This is a genomic window from Cellvibrio sp. UBA7671 (assembly GCA_002483145.1).
GTDB classification, from domain to species: domain Bacteria; phylum Pseudomonadota; class Gammaproteobacteria; order Pseudomonadales; family Cellvibrionaceae; genus Cellvibrio; species Cellvibrio fibrivorans.
Map to the genome: position 1 here is coordinate 460,862 of DLHJ01000012.1, position 18,959 is coordinate 479,820.

Below are 18,959 nucleotides of genomic sequence, written 5' to 3' on the forward strand. Positions count from 1 at the left end.
AGTGTATATATTCTTAGCAGAAATAATTACAAACGAATGTTTGGTAAAAACGTTAGTTATATTTTCTGGTCAGCATGAAGGCTCGGAGCTAGAGTACTCAGGGAATTTCGAGACTAAATTTAAAAAATTTAGCCCTCCTGATGAAGTTGTTTTTCTATACCCTAATTATTTGCAAGAGTCACTTTCAGGTCACTTTGAAGTTTCAAGTGCATTTTATGAAAACATTTCCCGTTTCGGAAAAGCTGTACCAATAACCCTACTCCCATTTGATAAATTTGGGCAGTTTAAGCCGCACTATCTAATCCAAGGGACCAAACTTGAAGGGATATTTGAAGATTTGCATTCTCAAATTGCGAAGAATGGCCTTCTCAGATTGGCTGAGGGTCGAAGAAATAAAATAATTGTAAAGGCCCCGTCAGGAACAACATTTAGCAAGCCATCAGAAAGATTAAAATCTGAATTTATAAAAGCCAGCGAACTGGCTGTGGGATACTCGGAATGTCAATTTGTTGCGTATTGCCTGTTAACAAAAGCGCCGAAAGAACTCCAAGTAAAAAGTATTTACATTGATTCTGCCAGCATAAGTATGTATGTCGAAGCGTTATTATATTATTGGAATAAATTTGATAACGCGAAATGCAAAAATACAAAATATTATAGCTTTGGTTCGTACGAAGGAATGTCCCGAGCAAGGCCTGATGTCACTAGCAACATTTGGGTTGTTATATCTGCTAGCTCAACCAATGGCCTAGGAATAAAAATCGCGAAGGAATGGAATCTTGAACACGAACAAGTGTTGACCATGCTTTCATTTAACGATTCAAAAGCTGATAACTTGGGCGACATGATACTTGTAAATATTGTTGACCTTTCGGATTCTGAAACACATGAGAATAATTATGGATCGCTAATTCATGTTGGGCTAATTGGAGAAAATTTTACAGCTGAAATTGAAAAGCCAAACCCAATTATGATTACTGCTGATCACAACACGAACGAAATACGAACTTGGATAACAGGAAATCGTGATAACTCACTAATTGATTTAGGTCATTTCGTTGGAAAAGACAGAAAATCTTGCTCCATTTACATAAACGCTAAAAAGCATATTGAAACTGACGCGACACATACATCCTGGATAAAGAAAACCGTAGAATGGAATACTCTTTTTAACATTAAATGGATAATCTACGATGCAAGAAGTGAGGCGTCAAAATTACTCGCAGAACAAATTCTAAGAATTTTGCTAGATAAAAATATTCTGGGTGTTGAGCTAATTGATTCAAATGGCGATTTAGCAGGTGTTACTGGTACAGATAGCGCATTTATTGTTAGTGCTGTAGTTAGAACCGGAAAATCTTTTCTCAATATTAATAGAAAATTGAGGTTATCTCAGCATAGCGGGCACAGAACTTTTATATCAATATTTTCCATTTTTACAGCAAAGGAAAACTTTCTTAAATTTAAAAATAGCGTGTGTTACAGCCCTAATGATTTGAAATATAATTTCATTGCTCATCATTGTGCCTATATCGGGCACAGCGAGGGAAAAAATAGCTGGGAATTAGAGTTACCTGTTCTAGAAAGTTTGGAGCATAAGTTTTGGAGAAAAAGAGAGGATTTATTACGAAAGCTATCAGATGGAATTAAATCAAAAGTTGGAATTTCGACAAAAGGAAGCGATAAAAAGCTTGTTTTTACTAAGGATTTTGCGTTTTGGAAAGGTTGTCCTTATGAGCCAAATAAGGTTGATCACGATGCTGTTTATTTAACTATTTCGTCAATTCTCCAAGGGCTTCGTGAAAAGCCTTATACTGATAGAGACAGGTATTCGCTTCAGGCGCATGTCTATCAACATTCAGTAATTTCACCAGAAAATTTTCGTCGATATAACGATCCACTTTTACATTCATGCTTATGGCGCTGCGCTTATATTCGCGAGTTAGATTACCGTAGCTCTCCTGAATTGAGTGAATTGATGTGTGAAATAGTAAAGGATCTAATCGAAAAGCATTTGGGTGGAGAGGATACTGCTATTCTCGATATATTTATGGGGATATGTACAGGAAAAATACAAATTTATAAAGAACATTTAAAGGACCTATTAAATCATTCTAGGGAAAGGTTTGATAATTATGATATTGGATTATCTTTGCTTGATTTTTTAGATAGGAAGTATTTTCCAAAAGATGGGGTACAGAAATCGGAAGACCTTCCTTTTTAATCAAGGAGCGCAGGTTGGGCAGTCATGCCAAACCTGCATAAGAATCAACTTCCGCAAATGGCCGAGCGCGGTAACTGGCAGTAGGCAGGTTAACGTTTAATCTAGTTAAATACCAAAACTTCTCATCGCCTTATATGTTAACTCACCAATGCCTTCCAGCTATTAGTTAAAATTTGGTTGGCTTGTTTAATTTCGTCTTCAGTTGTTGATATCCCTACTGACAATCTAACAGAACCTCGGGCTCGGTCGGCAGAAGCACCTATCGCCGCTAATACACCGCTGACTGCATCGCCCTGTGAATGGCAGGCTGATCCTACTGATGCAGCGACCTGTCCTGCTGCGCTTTCAAGAAGTGCTCTGCCACTGACACCAGGGAACGAAATATTTAATGTATTGGGAAGTCGGTGCTCGGAATGACCATTCAAGATGACTCCGGGAATGCCTGCTTGTAAGCGGCTGTGTAAATCGTCGCGTAATTGTTTTAAATAAGCTTCAGCCTCCGGTAGCCGCGCGGCAGCTAAACGAGCAGCTTCGCCTAGTGCTGCGACTGCAATAACATTTTCTGTTCCAGGTCGCAGGCTGCGCTCATGGCCTGCGCCATACATGATTGGGTTAATGGGTGTGCCTTCACGCACATACAACGCTCCCACACCTTTTGGGGCATAAAATTTATGGCCTGCAATGGTTAAGGCATGAACTCCCAATTCGTTCACATCGACTTTCACTTTACCAATGGATTGAGCGGCATCTACATGCAGCAGTACGCCATGCGCCCGTGCGATCCGCGCGATATCGGAAATGGGCTGGATGGTTCCAATTTCGTTATTGGAATGCATGATGCTAATCAGCGCGGTATCCGGGCGGATGTGGCTCGCGAGCACTTCAAGATTGATTAACCCATTGGCATCAACTGGTAATACAGTCAGATCCCAACCTTCTCGTTGCAATTGCAAACAGGGTTGCATAACAGCTGGATGTTCAATTGCGCTGGTGATGATATGTTTTTTATTTACGCTGGCGCGTGCCATCCCAAGGATCGCGAGATTATTGGACTCGGTTGCACAACCTGTAAAAAAAAGTTCTGACGGATTGGCAGCGATTAGTTGCGCGACCTGCGCGCGTGCAAGCTGAACCAATTCACCGGCGCGGCGACCGTAGGTATGACTGGAGGACGGGTTTCCAAATTCAGCCAAGCACTGAGTGATCACGTTAATCACTTCGGGCGCAATGGGTGTTGTCGCGTTGTAGTCGAGATAAATTGGTGTGGTCATAAATTAAAATCCGATTGATAATCAGTAGGCAAGGCGCAGTGTTAAATACAGGTTGTCGTTACGATCAAACGCACCGAACATGCCTTGCGAATTTCCTGAAAAAACATTTGTTCCGATTTCACCCCAGAGATTATCGTTAAACGCATACCTGAGTGTGGATTGTAAAAATCTGTCGGATTCGCTCAAGCCCCAATAGCTAAATACATTAGCCGTTAACGTTTGGTGCATGAGGAATTGTGTAAATCGTAGCGTAGCAACTCGGTTCCATTCCGATGATACTGCCATAGCCGATGGCACGGCGGCTCGGTATGCCGAATAGTTTTCCATATGCTCAATATAAAATTGCACACCCAGTGTCGAGTCCTTCCAAAGCTGACGATTGTATCCGCTCAACAGGCGGGTCTGGCTATTTTGGATGAAGGGATTTGAACCAGATACATCATCACGTGAATCGTAGTATCCCGCTTCAAGATTAAATACACCGTTTTTAATTTGCCCTGTAAGACTTGCACCATAGGTGTTCAGGCGTGGGTAGAAAACGTTGGTTCCTGGCGCTGCAATGGCCGGTTGATACGCTGCTCTGCGCCAATAGCCTTTCCATGCATAAGTGCTGACATCCCATCCTGAAAAGGAACGCGATAGCTTTCCAGCGTATTCCAAATCATCATCATTCGATTCACTGATAATCGGAAGCGCTAATAACGGGGATTGCATTTCAAAGCGTCGCATCTCCGGCAAATGATCTTCATCGAAGCGCGCTATAACGGTTTCAATCGTTGTATCGCCTGGATAAAAATCAAACTTGATCGCATCGGTCGTACGTTTTAGGAAGTCCATTGGCATTCCGCCAAAAAAGGCATTCCAATCTTTGGCGAACACATCGTTGATAAACAGCATATCACCTGTGCCCCAAGTGATCATTTGCCGCCCGGTTCTTAACTGAATGGCGTCTTTTGTCCAATCCCAATAGAGTTCACGCGCCCGTGCACTGGTTTCGTCAAAAACGAAATCCTGAACCATTTCCAGATTTGCAGTAAACGAATGCGCATTGTCATTGGTTGCATAATCTGCTTTCAGTTGTGCACGCAATTCTGAAAATGGAATCTCACAATCACGACTATCGCATGATTCGGTGTGAACTCTGGCGGCGGTGTGTGACTGTAGAATCCCATTCACCTCGGCGCTGGATTCCGAGTTAATAATTAGCAAGAGACACATTGCCAAAATCGGTAACGATTTAACGTAAACAAAATCCATGCGCGTCATTTAACCCATTGCTGCGGTGGGTTGCGCAGATAGCGTTCCGTAAAGATATCGGCCTCAAGCCCTGAGTTATAATTGATGTCTTGATAAGTGACATCTGTGCGATATCCGGTTTGCAGGTTTTTCATTGTTCTGGCGGTGATCGTCCATATGTCAGCGATGCTCTCCACTTTAACGGCACTGAACACACGGGATGGACGGTTGCGCAAATCAAAATATTCTTCACTCAAGGGCAACCAGCGCTCTTTGTCGATCAATGAAACACGGCGACTATAATCAATTGGTTTTACTGGCTTGCTTTCAATGCGGTAGACCGGCCTGCCTTCAAATGTTTCTTCACCGATCAGCGCATGCGTTTCGTCGGCAACCTCTCTGCCGGAAACATCTTCGTAGGTAAAATCCGATCCCACAAACGAAGAGCGTTTATCATCAGACGCAATACGTTTCACTAATTTAATCGCGGGCACAAAGATCCAGCGATCATCTTCTTTTCCGGTAAATTTCTGCACTAGAAATGCAGTCCCTTTCACATCAGTGGGGCGATGGAAATAGGTGTAGTAACGTTGCTCACCGTCAACTCCATTTAAACGGAGCATAGTCATCTCACGTTCGCGTATGTCGCCTTTTGGATTCACTAACTGCATGGTAACTTTGGTACGCATATCGGTACCGGCATAGTAGGTTGCATCCAGTGAACGCTGCACAATCTCAGTTGCATCCATCGCTAAACTCATTGAGGGCACAGCGGCCAGACCCACCAAAAAAAGTCCGGGATTGATTAGTTTTTTAATCAAGGAAATCATGCACCTTCTCCAATAGAAGTGACTGCGGATGCTGAAGAGCGGGTATCAGGCAGTGCTTTTTTGACGAATAACCAACGTTGAAATAGTAGGATTAACGCCGGAAGATAAATTAATGTGGTTAATGCGCTCACTAACATCATGCTCAGAATGAATGCGCCTACCGTAATGTAGGGGGTCAGCGGTGCAAACATCATTACCGAAAATGCAGCAGCGAATAAAATGGCATTGCGCATGATGCCTTTGCCAGGGCGCGCAGCTGTCCAGAGTAAATTATCGGCAAGGGTTTCGCCGGTTGTTGCTGTCTCATCCATTCGCTGGCGCAAACGGCTAATGAAATGAATGGAAAAATCGACCGCCATGCCGAGTGATAGACATGAGAGTACGGAGATGGGCATATCAAAATCTTTGCCAGTAAATCCGATCACGGCATAAATCATCATGATGGTAAATAATAGTGGGATGTACCCAATCAGTGCCCACCGGATGGAGCGGAAATTAAAGGCGAGTAATATAAAAACAACGAGCAGTGCCAGAATAAATCCTTTGAGCATGTCCCAGAGAACTTCGTCATTCCACACTACGTTGAAATACGCTGTGCCTGCTGGCTTGAATTCCAGATCGATGGGGTTTTGCTGTTGGTAGTCCTCAACAGCGCGAATAACGGTTCGCATCGCCTCCGCATCCCAAGTCTTCAATTGCAACCAAATGTTGGCTTGCTGGAATGGGTAGTCAACCACATTATCGAGGTCGGACTGTTTAGCAGACATACCGAATAAAAACAGATATTGGGCAATCGTATCGGCATCGGATGGAATCACATAAAAATCGGCGTTGTCTTCGTGCAATACGCGATTAATGCGTTTGACATAATCGACAATCGAAAAGGTTTTGCCGACCTCTGGTAAAGACTCTAAATGGCGCTGCAAGCCATCGAGATATTGCATAGCTTCTGGTGTTTTTATCCCTTCCGCTTGTGGTGCAATGGCAACAATATATCCCGATGCTGTACCACCGAGAGATTGGTTGATTTTTTCATCTGCAATTCGCACTTCACTGCTTTTGGTAAACCATTCGACCAAATTATTATTGATGTTTATTTGGGTAATACCGATAACGGAAATTCCCATCAACACAGCGCCAATTGCGATTATCTTTTTCGGGTGATTGACGCCGATACCGGCAAGTCTTATTAGCCAATGTGTGGAAGCTTGCTCTTTGCTGTTTTCACGAGCGACGGCGGCGAGAATTTTTTTCTCATCCATCATCATCAATAACGCGGGGATTAAGGTAAAGCTCAACAGGCGCAGCAACAAGGTACCGAAAACAATCACACCGCCGAAGACTTGTACGGGAATGATTTCCATAAATAACAGCACGGCAAATCCGGCTGCTGTTGCGAAGGCTGTATAGCGCACAGGGCGACTTACCGCATCCAGGGTTTCATGAATGGCCTGTTGTTTGTTGCCGCCGCTGCGATAGCGATGATAAAACTCATTGAAAATATGAATACTGTCAGTGGCAATCGCCATCAGGAAGACGGGTGCCATGGAACTCATAATATGCACTGGAAAACCCAATCCAATTAATAATCCCATGCTGCATAAAATACTGACCATGGCTACGGCCATCATGGACATGGCCAGAGGCAAACTGCTGAACATCCAGAGGATGGCGATAAACATGATCATCCCGGCAATGGGTGCAAACAGCCCCATCATGGTGAACATATCCGCACCAAAGGTATCCCTGACAACCGGATCACCGGCAACATAAAAATCATCGCCACTCTCTTGCGCAGCGATAATGGCGCGGATGTTATCGGCTACCTGTTTGCCGTTAGCACCTTCTTCCAAGGGCACATAGAGAGCGGCCATGGTTTCGTCTTCGGAGATAATCCGGTCGGTGAAGAGCGGATTTCCAATTAGTTTGGCCCGAAGGGTCTCAAGTGCGGCAGTAGTCGTTGGTGCTTCTGACATCAGCGGAGCGACATCAAGTCCCTCACTGTCGGCGCTGATATGGTCAATCGTGTTGAAGCTGACCAGGTCGCGAGCTGCGACACCTTCTATCGCCAATATCTGTTCAGTAACCTGATGTATTTTGCCCAACGTCTTGAGATTGAGGACACCTTCATCGTTGTGCACAGCCACAACAATGGTGTCTTCATATAGCCGGAAGGTTTGTTCGATCTCATCATTCCATACCCGTACCGCCGAGTCAGGTGGGAGCATATTTTTCGGATTGGTATCCAGAGTGATGCGCGGGAACTGGGTGCAAAATAACGCGGTAATGATGAGTGTTATGGCTGCAACCCAGCGGGGATGATGGGTCGCGAATTCCACTAATGTGTGTTTGCGCATAGGGTTAAGGAATCCTTTTAGCTACTGGTGCTTATATCAATACCTGACACCTGAAGCGTCATTATCTTATATTCAATTATTTAATTGAATGCTTGACTAGAATATCTGCTTCAAATAGATTGTCAAGGCAATGAGGATTCAGGTGTGATAAGCAGCGGTCGCCAATAAGGGTTTTTTTGCAGGCAATACCGTTTTATTCAGTGAATTAGAGTCTGGGGAGCACATAGCTGTTTGATGAATGGCGTTTGGAATCTATAATTCAAGCAATCAATTGAAAAATGGAAAATCCATGACCTCCTCAAATAGACAGTTCAAAGATTCACTCTACGAGCAATTGGCACGCATCGGAAAAGCCTTGGCGAGTCCCATTCGATTAGAGCTGCTTGATGTGTTGAGTCAAGGGCCGCGCACCGTTGAATCGATTGCCAATGAAGTAAACCAGAGTGTGGCGAACACGTCGCAGCACTTGCAGATTCTCCGATCTGCGCGGGTGATTGAGTCCGAACGCAATGGCGTCAACATCATTTACCGGCTCGCTGATCAGGAAGTGCTTGGATTGTGCGGGGTGCTTCGTCGCGTGGGTGAAGCGCGATTGTTGGAAGTTCGCCAAGTGACCGAAGCATTCTTACGCGAACGCGGCGCGCTTGAGCGAACCGACAATGAAACATTGCTTGAGCGGGTCAGGCGTGGAGAAGTCACAGTATTGGATGTGCGTCCAACGGATGAATTTTTGGCAGGCCATATTCCGGGCGCAATCTCTGTTCCCCTGTCTGAGCTGGAACAGAAAATGGCTGATCTACCACCGGATCGCGAAATAGTCGCCTACTGTCGTGGGCCATTGTGCGTCATGTCGATTGAGGCCGTGAATCGGTTAAACGAAAAAGGCTACCAGGCAACACGTTGGGAAGAAGGCGTGGCGGATTGGGTAGCACGAGGATTTGCAATACAAACGGGTGCTGTTTGACGGGAGACTAGTAGGAAGTTACGAAAGTCCCTCTTGATCCAGTGCCTACCAACACCACAGGAAATCAAGAGGAAACAGACGTGAGCAATATTTTATTCATATTGAATGATGGACCATACGGAACCGAACGTAGCTACAACGGCGTGCGCCTTGCAGGTGCTATCGCCAAGCGCGCGTCTGACGATGTGCGCATATTTTTGATGGGAGACGCCGCTGTTTGCGCCAAGCGCGGCCAGAAAGTTCCGCAAGGTTATTACAACCTTGAACTGATGTTTGGGCCGGTTATTCGTCGTGAAGGCCAGATTGGTGTCTGCGGCACCTGTATGGATGCACGCGGTATGACGGAAGAAGAGTTAGCAGAAGGTACCCATCGCGGTACGCTGGAAGAACTCACTGATTGGACACTATGGGCTGACAAAGTCCTGGTTTTCTAAGTAGTACTGAGAATGTGATACGCCTACTGGCGTTTTTTAATAATAAATAGTCAAGCAATCAATTAAATAATTGATTGCTTGGCAAAACCACTGACTCAGATGCATTACTTCAACACTACCCAGCGTCTAGGATGCCGCTGTAGTGAGTGTTGTAGACGTTTATGAGCAGCCAGTAAACCCCGTGAAACCTGACACTCGGGGGAAAGGAGTCAAGTTATGAATCCACATATTTTGCCGAGCTCACAACCTGTGAGTGGCCAAGCTCCCGTCCTCGAACTCAAAGCGGTATCGCGGTATTGGGGTAAACGGGCAGCCATCAACAATCTCAATCTGACCATTAAACCTGGCGAAACGGTTGCCCTTATTGGGCCAAGCGGTGGCGGAAAATCCACGCTTATCCGCCTGTTGGCAGGTGTACTTAAACCCACCCAAGGGCGGGTACTGGTTGCCGGAAAAGACCTGGCCAAAATGTCAGCCAACGAGCTGCGTTATCACCGCGCCCATTCACGCATTATTGAACAAACCCATTTACTGGTGCCGCAATTGTCGGTTCACCAGAATGTGGTCGCGGGAAAATTGCCTTTGTGGCCATGGCACAAGGTTATGGCCTCAGCGCTTTGGCCGGTAGAAAAGAAACCGGTGCATGCTCTATTGGAATCCCTTTCTATTGGTGATCACCAATGGCGCCCGGCAAGTGACCTTAGTGGTGGTCAAATGCAGCGCGTCGCCATTGCGCGGGCACTTATTTCTGCGCCCACCACATTGCTGGCCGATGAGCCAACAGCGTCACTTGATCCTGCCACCGCCCGCGCGGTAACCGAAATTATCCTCAACCAAGCCAAAGAGCGTGGCGTCACTTTGGTTTTTTGCACCCATTGGCTCGATGCAATTATGCACCGTTGCGACCGCATCATCGGATTGCGTGAAGGCACATTAGTGCTGGACGCCAAACCCTCAGAAGTTACCCAGGATGCACTCAACTTGCTTTATCAAGGGAGTGAAGAACTGCATGAGGGAAACAATGAGCGAATTTAACCGTAAGCAGGAGCTTAAACGTTACCTGGTTTGGTTCGTCGTTGGACTCACTTTTGTTCTGGCGATGGAAGGAACCCGTGTTAATCCCGGTGCACTTTTTGATCGCGATGGAATACGCAACGCCGGTGAATTGCTAAGCGGCTTGCTTAGCCCAAATCTCTCGCCAGATTTTCTTCAGCGTATTTTCCTGCTGTCTTTCGAGAGCTTGTTTGTCGGGATTCTGGGGACAGTGTTTGCCGTTGTTATCGGAATTGGTTTGGCGATGTTTGCCATCCGCATACCTGAATTACCCGATCCTCCGGGGCGTCAGGGGCGTCGTCAATCCTTCGTGGTTGCCACCGCCAGAACACTCTCCCGTTTTACACTGGGATTTTTCCGTTCGATTCCAGAGATTGTGTGGGCGTACCTATTTGTACAGATCCTCGGTCTCGGGCCGGGCGCTGCGGTACTGGCTATTGGCTTAACCGTGGGCGGTTCTATCGGCAAGCTCTACGCTGAACTCGCTGAGGCTGTAGACCGGCAAATTATCGGTGGCCTGCGCGCTGCTGGCGTGGGGCGCTGGGGCATTTTAATGCATGGCATTTTGCCGCAGGTAAAGCGCCAATGGGTCGCTTATGCGCTCTTCCGGATGGAGTGCAACATCCGCACGGGCACAATTCTGGGCGTGGTCGGCGCAGGTGGTTTGGGCAGTGAAATTGCCCTGAGTATTCGCTATCTCGAATTCGATAAATTGGCGACCACGCTCATCGCCGTGCTGATGTTTGTAATCGCACTCGAATGGGTGAGCGCCTATTTACGGCGTCACCCTGTTAAATGGTCATTGCTGTTTGCCGCTGTTGGCGGGATAGCCAGTTTTGCGTATCTCGATATTCCCTGGATGGATTTGCTAACAGGAAATTGGAGCAATTTGCCGGGCACTACCGAGTTCGATCTCAGTGCCGAATTTCTCGGTAAAACCGCCACGCTGGTATGGCAAACCTTATTGATGGCATGGATTGCTACGCTGCTCGCCGCCGTCTTCGCATTCTTCCTTGCTCCGCTCTCCACTAGATCGTTAGTAACGGGCAGCTACCTGAGTCAAACCTACGGTAAACGTGGGCTTTCGCTGTGGATGTCGCGTTTGCTGCAAAGCGGTTCGCAATTTTTCTTGCAAGTTACGCGCGCAATGCCGGAGCTGACACTGGCGCTGGTTTTTGTTGTCTGGGTTGGGCCGGGTGCCTTGGCCGGGATTCTTGCGATTGCAGTACACAATATTGGCGTATTGGGTCGCCTCTACACCGATGTTTATGAGGAGGTAGAACCCGGCCCTGCCAAGGCGATGCAAGCGAGTGGTGCCAGTGGTTTATCAACTTGGTTGTATGCAGTGCTACCTCAAGTTAGTCCGCGTGTACTGGCATTTACGCTTTACCGGTTTGAGGTAAATGTGAGGGCAACAGCGACGGTCGGGTTCGTGGGCGCGGGTGGTATTGGTGACTCGCTTTATACCTCTATCAGCTTATTTCACATCAGTGATCTTGTGGTCCTGCTAGTGGTGATGGTGGCGGTTGTCACGCTAGTGGATCAGGTAGGCGACCGCATGCGCAAACGTATCCTCAATGGCCCTTCATGCGAGCCGCCTTTAGCGCAGCGGTTGGCGAACTTGTTTTCACGCACGAGCGGCGCGCCGCTGACATCACCCATGACAAGCGATATTCCAAAACTGGAAGTGGCCCAGCTTTGTTGTCGTTGTGGTGCTGCTCCTGCATTCAGTGTTATTCGCCCGGTCTCACTCTCATCCCAGGGATTAACATTTATTTCCGATAGGTTTTTACCTACCGGGTTGATGGTGCAGCTTGTCGTAGTGTATCCCGATGGAAAATTATCGTCTGTGATAAGTGCCAGAGCATGCCCTTCTGTTTCACCCGCCCACAGCATTGACAGTAAAACTATAAAAAATTATCTCAGCTTTATTGAACCGGCACCGGATTTTCTATCGGCGATGATTGTTATTGCGCAGCGAGACGCCGCGTATTTTATTGACGATAGTGAGTGCTCTACTCACGAAAAAAATGCACGCGGTAATGCCTCTATCTCTAGCCAACTGGATAGCACTATCGCATGAAAGGATTAACCCAACCCTCAACACTAACCCTTAACAAAAGGAATCTTTATGAAAACTTTTTCTTCAATGTGTAAACCCTGGCAGCGTTTGATCGCGGCTTTGGTTGTCGGCGGTACCCTGCTGACATCTGCTGTTTCCTATGCATCTGACGACGTTATCCGCGTGACAGGTATACCTGATGAAAACCCGACCGAACTTGCGCGCAAGAATCAGCCGATGGTCGATTACCTTGAAAAGAAGCTCGGTAAAAAAGTGACTTATGTTGCCGTCACCGATTATGGCGCAGCGGTTTCCGCTCTATCAGCAGGCAAAATTGATTTTGCCTGGCTAGGTGGATTTACATTTGTTCAAGCACGTCATCTGGCAGGAGCCGAACCACTGGCCATGCGCGACATTGATCGTAAATTCAAAAGTGTGTTCATCGCTAACACCACTTCCGGCATTGAAAAGCCTGAAGATTTTAAAGGTAAGACCTTTGCGTTTGGTTCAAAAAGCTCAACCTCGGGCCATTTGATGCCACGTCATTATTTGCTCAGTCTGCTATCGATAAATCCTGAAAAAGATTTTGCAAGTTTGCCCGTTTACAGCGGCGCTCATGATGCAACCGTAAAGTTGGTTGAATCCGGCAAGATCCAAGGCGGTGCGCTCAATATTGAAGTGTGGGACAGAATGTTGGCGGAGAAAAAATTCGACGCTAAAAAAGTCAAACTGGTATGGACTTCACCCGAGTACGTAGATTACGTCTGGGCGGCACGCAAAGGTTTGTCGCCAGAATTGGTTGCCAAATTTAAAGATGCATTTTTGAATCTTGACCCAAGTGTTCCAGAGCAAAAAGCGGTGCTTGATTTACAAGGTGCAAAAGTATTTGTTGCCGCGAATCAAAGTGATTTTGACTCGATTGAAAAAGTCGCACGCGATACAGGTCTGTTGAAATAAATAGCAGCAACGTTTAGCAGAACACAACCTGAGGCGAATACTTCACTGTTCGCTTCAGGTTGATTTAACGGAGAAAGTCCATGAATAGAAGTCGCCGGTTTCAAACCACCTATGATGTCAAAGTGCCCGATTTTCCAAAGTCGGCGAAAGAAATTAATGTATGGATTCCTTTTCCCCGTTCAACCATTGATCAGGAAATACATGCAATCGATATCCAATCTAATATCGATTATAAAATCGAGTATGAATCTACTTATGGTAATGCCGTGTTGTGCGCAACACTGGATACCAGCAAAACCAGTTTGATCGATCTGGTTATTACCACTACGGCAACTCGCCATGAACACACTACGGATTTCCAGCGCTTTGCTGAGGTTCCCAATTCCAGTTGGCAATTGCACCATCAACCACAATTGCTACCCAATCGCCTGATTCAATTCACCGCTGATATTTTGGGTATTGCCAGAAGCATCAAAGAACAACATGTAACCGCAACGGATATCGCCAAAGCAGCTTATGATCATGTGCTCGAACACATGCAATATGATAAATCCGGTGATGGTTGGGGCAGCGGCGATGCTGACTTTGCCTGTTCCATCGGCAAAGGGAACTGCACCGATTTTCACTCATTATTTCTCGCCATTATTCGCGCATGCGGAGTACCTGGTCAGTTTGAAATTGGCATGGCGTTTCCAACAGGCATGTCCGGAGGTGATATCACGGCATTTAAATGCGGCTACCACTGTTGGACTAGCTTTTACGCACATGGCATTGGTTGGGTGCCGGTGGATTGTTCTGAAGCGGCACAAAAAACAGATCTGCGTGACTACTACTTTGGAGCCATCGATGAAAATCGCTTTTTATTAAGTTATGGCCGCGATTTGTTGTTGCCAGGAAGAAAAATTGATGATCCCGTCAATTTCTTCACTGACCCAATTATCGAAACAGAATCAGGCCGGGCGGTGTACTACGAAAAGAAATTAAGTTTTACCGACGTTTAACCCCATCACCAACTCAGTGTAAAAGGTAAGTATATGACTTCAGGAAAAACCATTCTGATACTCGGTGGTGGAATTGGCGGTATTGTCGCCGCTACTGAATTACGAAAAAAAATATCCAGCCAACATCGAGTCGTGGTCATCGAACGACTCGCCGACCATGTATTTCCACCATCATTATTGTGGGTGGCATCTGGGGCTCGAGACGCAAAACAAATATCAAAACCCGTTAGTAGTCTCGCACGGAAAGGTATCGAGGTTATTCAGGGCACAATTGAAAAAATTGATGCTGAAAAGAAAGCGGTGATGGTAGACGGTCAGCAACACCACGGTGACTATCTCATCATTGCCACAGGCGCTGAACTTGCACCCGAAACCGTTCCTGGATTAATGGCAGCAGGGCATAATCTTTATTCACTGGAAGGCGCACAAGCGATCAGAAATGCCAGTTTGCAACTCAACAAAGGCAAGGTTGTGGTTCTCGTGTGCTCGATGCCTTTTAAATGTCCCGCTGCACCCTACGAAGCAGCCATGTTGCTCGAATCCGATTTCCGCAAAAGGGGCTTGGCCAAAAACGTGAGCGTTGAGATCTATTCACCCGAACCTGGCCCTATGCCGGTTACGGGGCCGGAGGTGTCACAACAAGTTCGCACTATGGTTGAAAGCAAGGGCGTGACTTATTTTCCCCAACATGCGGTAAAAGAAATTGATCCTGTTGCGCGTGAAATAGAATTTGCTAATGGTGAAGAAAAGTCGTTCGATTTATTGGTTTACATTCCTCCGCATCGCGCACCCACCGTTGTTCGTGAGGCAGGTCTGCTAGGCGAGAATGGTTGGATTCCTGTTGATCGCTTTACATTGGCAACAAAATATCAAGATGTATACGCTATTGGTGATGTGGCAGGTATTCCGCTCAAAAATGGAAAACCTTTACCTAAAGCTGGCGTGTTGGCTCACGGCCAAGCCGAAGTGGTTGCTAATAATATTGCGGTCGCTATAAACGGCTCCGGCAATACCGAATCTTTCAATGGACATGGTGAATGCTTTCTGGAAATCGGTGATGGCATGGCAGGTATGGGTAAAGGTAATTTCTATGCCGAACCCAATCCCGATATCAAGATGAAACCGCCTGGTCGATTGTTACATTTTGGGAAGATATTATTTGAGAAATACTGGTTGTATAAGATTTGAATAAAAGGGTCCTAAACAGCATCAGCAATTCCAAATTGGGTTACAGTTTATGACTACCACACACCAAACACTTTGTATTCAGCCCCTAGAGCTTGAACGTTTAATTGTGCAAGATAAGAGATTGATGATCATTGACCTGCGCTCGATGGGGGAATATATGCACAACCATATTTCTAATGCGACTAACATGCCCTCGACTACGCGTCTCGTAACGCATCTTGAAGATGTGGATAGTAGTCTGAATGTCGTAATAGTTTGCAGATTCGGAGATCAATCGGCACTCTTGGTAAACAAATTTTTAGCTCTGGGCTTTGAAAATGTATTTTTTCTTTTTGGTGGGATGTCGGCTTGGGAAGAATTGCACGTGACCACTCGCATCATTCCTAATGCTTCGAATACATACCATTTGCATTAATGGTTGCTGGCTCTTATATATAGCTACAGCCAAATCTAAATTGATCCGTCTTATCTATGACAGATAAACTGGCATTACACATATAACCGGCTATCCGTACAGCACTTAATCTGCTGCCATTTTTGAAGTGCGTGACCATTTATAAAAGCCGAGCGGAGAATTGCTGTAAATGCTGGGTTCATGGGAAGTAATAGCGTACTGGTACTAAACTTCTTTTGCTGCTGAGTGATATTCACTACATCTTTGTTCCAAATGCTATTGATGTTGCTCGAATAGAAGAAGTTTATTGAGCTGTTCGCGCTTAAGCAAAAATTCTATTGCAAAGCCAATAGTCATTGAATTCCCCGAACTTATTTCCTAGCTTTTTGTTACAAGTGGCATGATCAGCCAAGTTCATGTCCACTTATTCGACGCGCTGTACGAGATTAGACAAATCAACAAGAACGAAGGTTGCCGCCGTGTCCAAACCAGATGGCAAGCAGCTGCTTACACCTGTCTCACAGCCAGGTCCAGCTTAAGCGGACTATTGCGCGAGTCACGGGATGTTATTGCACTGGCGCCGCCGTCAATTATTTTAAATAATCATTTCGCCGCCCTCTGATTGAGTCCCTTTCACTAAAAAAGTTTTGGTTGTCAATGCTGTCAGCAAATTCGTCAATATCAGTCAAGCATCCGCATGATCGCGCGATGTCAATCAGTAGTCTCGTTGTTGAGACTAAGCTTTTGTTTTATAAGGAAGAGCTAAGTGTCAACATGTGAACACTAAGATGTTATGAATACGCGACCAGTTGGAAACGGGCGGGGAAGCAGGCCTGGTTGCGCGCGCGCGATATGCGTACCTCACCACTTTCGAGTGGCTCGCGCAGGACTTCGAGCACTTTGCGTGGAAATTCGGGCAATTCGTCGAGGAACAAAACGCCAGCGTGGGAGAGCGAAATCTCCCCTGGTTTGGGATTGCTACCACCGCCGACCAATGCAATCGCCGAGGCGGTATGGTGCGGAGCGCGGAAGGGGCGCCTACGTCCATGGTAATCCTGTGACTGGGCGGCGACTGAATAGATTGCTGCAACATCCAGCATTTCTCTTTCGCTCAAGCCGGGCAAAATTCCCGGCAAGCGGCTGGCGAGCATGGTTTTACCGGTTCCTGGCGGGCCGTAAAACAGCAGGTTGTGACCGCCGCTGGCAGCTATCTCCAGCGCGCGTTTAGCCTGTGATTGGCCTTTTACATCGAGGATGTCGAGCGGATCATCGCTGAATTCGCCGCCATCTTGCTCCGCCATTGCTCGCTGTAGGGATTCACGCTGGTGCAAATGTGCGCAGACCTGCAAGAGATTTTCTGCACCAAATACGCGCGTAATACTGCTAAAGGCTGCCTCTTTGGCATTGGCGCTGCTAATAATCAAGTCACGCGCGGCATCGCCGCAGGCGAGAGCGGCGGGAAGTGCCGCACTAATAGGGCGCAATTCGCCTGAAAGTGCCAGTTCGCCTAGAAATTCGTAGCTATCCAATCGCTCTAACGGAATTTGCCCCGAGGCGGCGAGTATGCCGAGTGCGATGGGTAAGTCATAGCGGCCACCCTCTTTGGGTAAATCGGCTGGCGCCAAATTAACGGTGATACGTTGGGCCGGAAACTCCAGATGGCTATTGATCAGTGCGCTGCGCACCCGGTCTTTGCTTTCTTTTACGGCAGTTTCGGGTAGCCCAACGATGGAGAGGCTGGGCAAGCCGTTGGAAATGTGGACTTCGACAGTGACTTGGGGGGCGTTTATGCCGAGTTTGGCGCGCGAGTTTACGATGGCGAGTGACATTGACAATCCTTGTAGTTGTTTTTGAACAGTTTTTTCGCTGCGCCGCGAACCTTGCAGCGAAATGTCAAGCGACTATAAATCAATCCTGTGGCAGAAAACAATTGGCCGCCTGGTCTTAATTTACTGCTCCAGACGCGCTAATTCCTGCTCCAGCGCTTCCAGTTTCTGTCGGGTGCGCTGCAGTACCGCAGTTTGCGCATCAAATTCTTCACGCGTCACCAGATCCAGGCGTGCCAGTGCTGCTTGCAGGGCAATGTGCAGTTCGCGTTTGGGCAGGAATTGCTCAGCATGGGGAGCTTGGGTGTGTAATTCATCCAGCAGTCGTTGGGCCAGGTCTTTAATCATGTCATCCTCATCCTCGGCGGGGCCGCCGCTAATACGCGGAGGAAGTGTACCTTTTCCCTTAGTGTCCCGCACCTGCCACTCAAATCCTGATGTTCCTGAAATTCCTCAATATGTTGTTTAAGGTGCCTATGTTCACTATTGGTGCTTGTTGTTTGCTGCGTTGGTCAAAATTGGTGCGTGGCTTGTATGCGAACTTGGATATTTTCTCAAATTGACTCAGGGATAAACTCTATCTATATGATTTTTATCGAATTTATGAAATTGGCCTGCTCTGTGCAAAATCGTCCCCGAGTACGTAATGCTAGTCAGGGTCGATACGAAATCCCTCTCTGCGCTGGCGAAGAAGTTGGTTTTTGCTGTAGCGACTTCTACTTAGGCAGTATTTCCGGTGTTTCCCGCGCCTCTCGGTGCGGGGATTTTTTTCAGGAGTGCAAACGATGAAATTGGTAACAGCGATCATCAAGCCGTTCAAGCTGGATGTGGTGCGTGAAGCCCTCTCCGATATAGGCGTGCACGGCATGACAGTGACCGAAGTAAAAGGCTTTGGCCGTCAGAAAGGCCACTCTGAACTCTACCGTGGGGCAGAGTACGTGGTGGATTTTTTGCCGAAAACCAAGGTTGAGATTGCCGTTTCAGATGCCGAAACCGACACAGTGGTGGAAGCGATCACAAAGGCTGCAAATAGCAGCAAGATTGGCGACGGCAAAATCTTTGTTTCCGATTTGGAGCAAGTAGTGCGTATCCGCACTGGCGAAACCGGTAACGATGCTCTTTAGATCAATAACAAGCGGGCAAGTGTTACAGCTTGCTAGCA

General features: G+C 46.8%; 15 protein-coding genes and 1 pseudogene. 10 read left to right on the forward strand and 6 right to left on the reverse strand.

The annotated features are described in order from the left end of the window. Position 1 precedes the first annotated feature (1 nt). Positions 2 to 2,224 carry a hypothetical protein gene (locus B4E62_RS10320; protein ID WP_331352004.1) on the forward strand — a complete coding sequence of 741 codons (2,223 nt, stop codon included), beginning with the start codon at positions 2 to 4 and terminating at the stop codon, positions 2,222 to 2,224. Positions 2,225 to 2,361: 137 nt separating this feature from the next. Here the strand turns inward: B4E62_RS10320 and B4E62_RS10325 are convergent, their stop codons facing one another. From B4E62_RS10325 to B4E62_RS10340, 4 genes are read right to left on the reverse strand one after another with little or no spacing between them, the layout of a single operon-like run. After that, a complete protein-coding gene (locus B4E62_RS10325) occupies positions 2,362 to 3,495 on the reverse strand; it encodes a cysteine desulfurase family protein (RefSeq protein WP_331352005.1) in 1,134 nt (377 codons plus the stop codon). 21 nt (positions 3,496 to 3,516) lie between these two features. Next, positions 3,517 to 4,761 (reverse strand): hypothetical protein, encoded by a 1,245-nt coding sequence (locus B4E62_RS10330; protein ID WP_331352006.1) that lies wholly within the window; start codon positions 4,759 to 4,761, stop codon positions 3,517 to 3,519. Continuing rightward, positions 4,758 to 5,561: an outer membrane lipoprotein-sorting protein gene (locus B4E62_RS10335; RefSeq protein ID WP_331352007.1), complete on the reverse strand. Its 804-nt coding sequence runs from the start codon at positions 5,559 to 5,561 to the stop codon at positions 4,758 to 4,760. The genes B4E62_RS10330 and B4E62_RS10335 overlap by 4 nt, the downstream gene beginning before the upstream one ends. Then, positions 5,558 to 7,918 carry an efflux RND transporter permease subunit gene (locus tag B4E62_RS10340; protein ID WP_331352008.1) on the reverse strand — a complete coding sequence of 787 codons (2,361 nt, stop codon included), beginning with the start codon at positions 7,916 to 7,918 and terminating at the stop codon, positions 5,558 to 5,560. Before B4E62_RS10340 ends, B4E62_RS10335 begins: the two co-directional genes overlap by 4 nt. 289 nt (positions 7,919 to 8,207) lie before the next feature. On the opposite strand from B4E62_RS10340, the gene B4E62_RS10345 reads away from it, so the two are divergent. The 8 genes from B4E62_RS10345 to B4E62_RS10380 all read left to right on the forward strand — a co-directional run bounded on the left by B4E62_RS10345 (position 8,208) and on the right by B4E62_RS10380 (position 15,992). Next, positions 8,208 to 8,882, forward strand: coding sequence for an ArsR/SmtB family transcription factor (locus B4E62_RS10345; RefSeq protein ID WP_261946248.1), 675 nt, complete (start codon positions 8,208 to 8,210; stop codon positions 8,880 to 8,882). An 80-nt stretch (positions 8,883 to 8,962) separates the two neighbouring features. After that, the gene (locus tag B4E62_RS10350; RefSeq protein WP_331352009.1) at positions 8,963 to 9,316 is read left to right on the forward strand and encodes a DsrE/DsrF/TusD sulfur relay family protein; all 354 of its coding nucleotides are present in this window, start codon (positions 8,963 to 8,965) and stop codon (positions 9,314 to 9,316) included. A gap of 216 nt (positions 9,317 to 9,532) precedes the next feature. Beyond that, on the forward strand, positions 9,533 to 10,351 hold the full coding sequence (locus tag B4E62_RS10355; protein ID WP_331352010.1) for a phosphonate ABC transporter ATP-binding protein: 819 nt from the start codon (positions 9,533 to 9,535) through the stop codon (positions 10,349 to 10,351). Then, positions 10,338 to 12,452, forward strand: coding sequence for a PhnE/PtxC family ABC transporter permease (locus B4E62_RS10360; protein ID WP_331352011.1), 2,115 nt, complete (start codon positions 10,338 to 10,340; stop codon positions 12,450 to 12,452). Before B4E62_RS10355 ends, B4E62_RS10360 begins: the two co-directional genes overlap by 14 nt. Positions 12,453 to 12,500: 48 nt before the next feature. Further along, complete coding sequence (locus B4E62_RS10365) at positions 12,501 to 13,388, forward strand: putative selenate ABC transporter substrate-binding protein (protein ID WP_331352012.1); 888 nt, start codon at positions 12,501 to 12,503, stop codon at positions 13,386 to 13,388. An 80-nt stretch (positions 13,389 to 13,468) separates the two neighbouring features. Then, positions 13,469 to 14,389 carry a transglutaminase-like domain-containing protein gene (locus B4E62_RS10370; protein ID WP_331352013.1) on the forward strand — a complete coding sequence of 307 codons (921 nt, stop codon included), beginning with the start codon at positions 13,469 to 13,471 and terminating at the stop codon, positions 14,387 to 14,389. 33 nt (positions 14,390 to 14,422) lie between these two features. Continuing rightward, entirely contained in the window at positions 14,423 to 15,577 is a 1,155-nt protein-coding gene (locus B4E62_RS10375; protein ID WP_331352014.1) for an FAD/NAD(P)-binding oxidoreductase, read from the forward strand. A gap of 49 nt (positions 15,578 to 15,626) precedes the next feature. Beyond that, complete coding sequence (locus B4E62_RS10380) at positions 15,627 to 15,992, forward strand: rhodanese-like domain-containing protein (protein WP_331352015.1); 366 nt, start codon at positions 15,627 to 15,629, stop codon at positions 15,990 to 15,992. 779 nt (positions 15,993 to 16,771) lie between these two features. On the opposite strand, the pseudogene B4E62_RS10385 reads toward B4E62_RS10380, so the two are convergent. Together B4E62_RS10385 and B4E62_RS10390 are read right to left on the reverse strand one after the other, a co-directional pair. Beyond that, positions 16,772 to 17,800: pseudogene (locus tag B4E62_RS10385) on the reverse strand (YifB family Mg chelatase-like AAA ATPase); the annotation flags it as partial. 120 nt (positions 17,801 to 17,920) lie between these two features. Continuing rightward, positions 17,921 to 18,145, reverse strand: a complete 225-nt coding sequence (locus B4E62_RS10390; protein ID WP_310068317.1) for an accessory factor UbiK family protein — start codon at positions 18,143 to 18,145, stop codon at positions 17,921 to 17,923. A 437-nt stretch (positions 18,146 to 18,582) separates the two neighbouring features. On the opposite strand from B4E62_RS10390, the gene B4E62_RS10395 reads away from it, so the two are divergent. Next, a complete protein-coding gene (locus B4E62_RS10395) occupies positions 18,583 to 18,921 on the forward strand; it encodes a P-II family nitrogen regulator (protein WP_310068315.1) in 339 nt (112 codons plus the stop codon). Positions 18,922 to 18,959: the final 38 nt, after the last annotated feature.

What these genes read in the sequence shown, in the direction of transcription:
- B4E62_RS10325 (WP_331352005.1), bottom strand. Translation starts at nt 3,495, where the DNA reads ATGACCACACCAATTTATCTCGACTACAACGCGACAACACCCATTGCG.
- B4E62_RS10330 (WP_331352006.1), bottom strand. Translation starts at nt 4,761, where the DNA reads ATGACGCGCATGGATTTTGTTTACGTTAAATCGTTACCGATTTTGGCA.
- B4E62_RS10335 (WP_331352007.1), bottom strand. Translation starts at nt 5,561, where the DNA reads ATGATTTCCTTGATTAAAAAACTAATCAATCCCGGACTTTTTTTGGTG.
- B4E62_RS10340 (WP_331352008.1), bottom strand. Translation starts at nt 7,918, where the DNA reads ATGCGCAAACACACATTAGTGGAATTCGCGACCCATCATCCCCGCTGG.
- B4E62_RS10345 (WP_261946248.1), top strand. Translation starts at nt 8,208, where the DNA reads ATGACCTCCTCAAATAGACAGTTCAAAGATTCACTCTACGAGCAATTG.
- B4E62_RS10355 (WP_331352010.1), top strand. Translation starts at nt 9,533, where the DNA reads ATGAATCCACATATTTTGCCGAGCTCACAACCTGTGAGTGGCCAAGCT.
- B4E62_RS10360 (WP_331352011.1), top strand. Translation starts at nt 10,338, where the DNA reads ATGAGCGAATTTAACCGTAAGCAGGAGCTTAAACGTTACCTGGTTTGG.
- B4E62_RS10365 (WP_331352012.1), top strand. Translation starts at nt 12,501, where the DNA reads ATGAAAACTTTTTCTTCAATGTGTAAACCCTGGCAGCGTTTGATCGCG.
- B4E62_RS10370 (WP_331352013.1), top strand. Translation starts at nt 13,469, where the DNA reads ATGAATAGAAGTCGCCGGTTTCAAACCACCTATGATGTCAAAGTGCCC.
- B4E62_RS10375 (WP_331352014.1), top strand. Translation starts at nt 14,423, where the DNA reads ATGACTTCAGGAAAAACCATTCTGATACTCGGTGGTGGAATTGGCGGT.
- B4E62_RS10380 (WP_331352015.1), top strand. Translation starts at nt 15,627, where the DNA reads ATGACTACCACACACCAAACACTTTGTATTCAGCCCCTAGAGCTTGAA.
- B4E62_RS10390 (WP_310068317.1), bottom strand. Translation starts at nt 18,145, where the DNA reads ATGATTAAAGACCTGGCCCAACGACTGCTGGATGAATTACACACCCAA.
- B4E62_RS10395 (WP_310068315.1), top strand. Translation starts at nt 18,583, where the DNA reads ATGAAATTGGTAACAGCGATCATCAAGCCGTTCAAGCTGGATGTGGTG.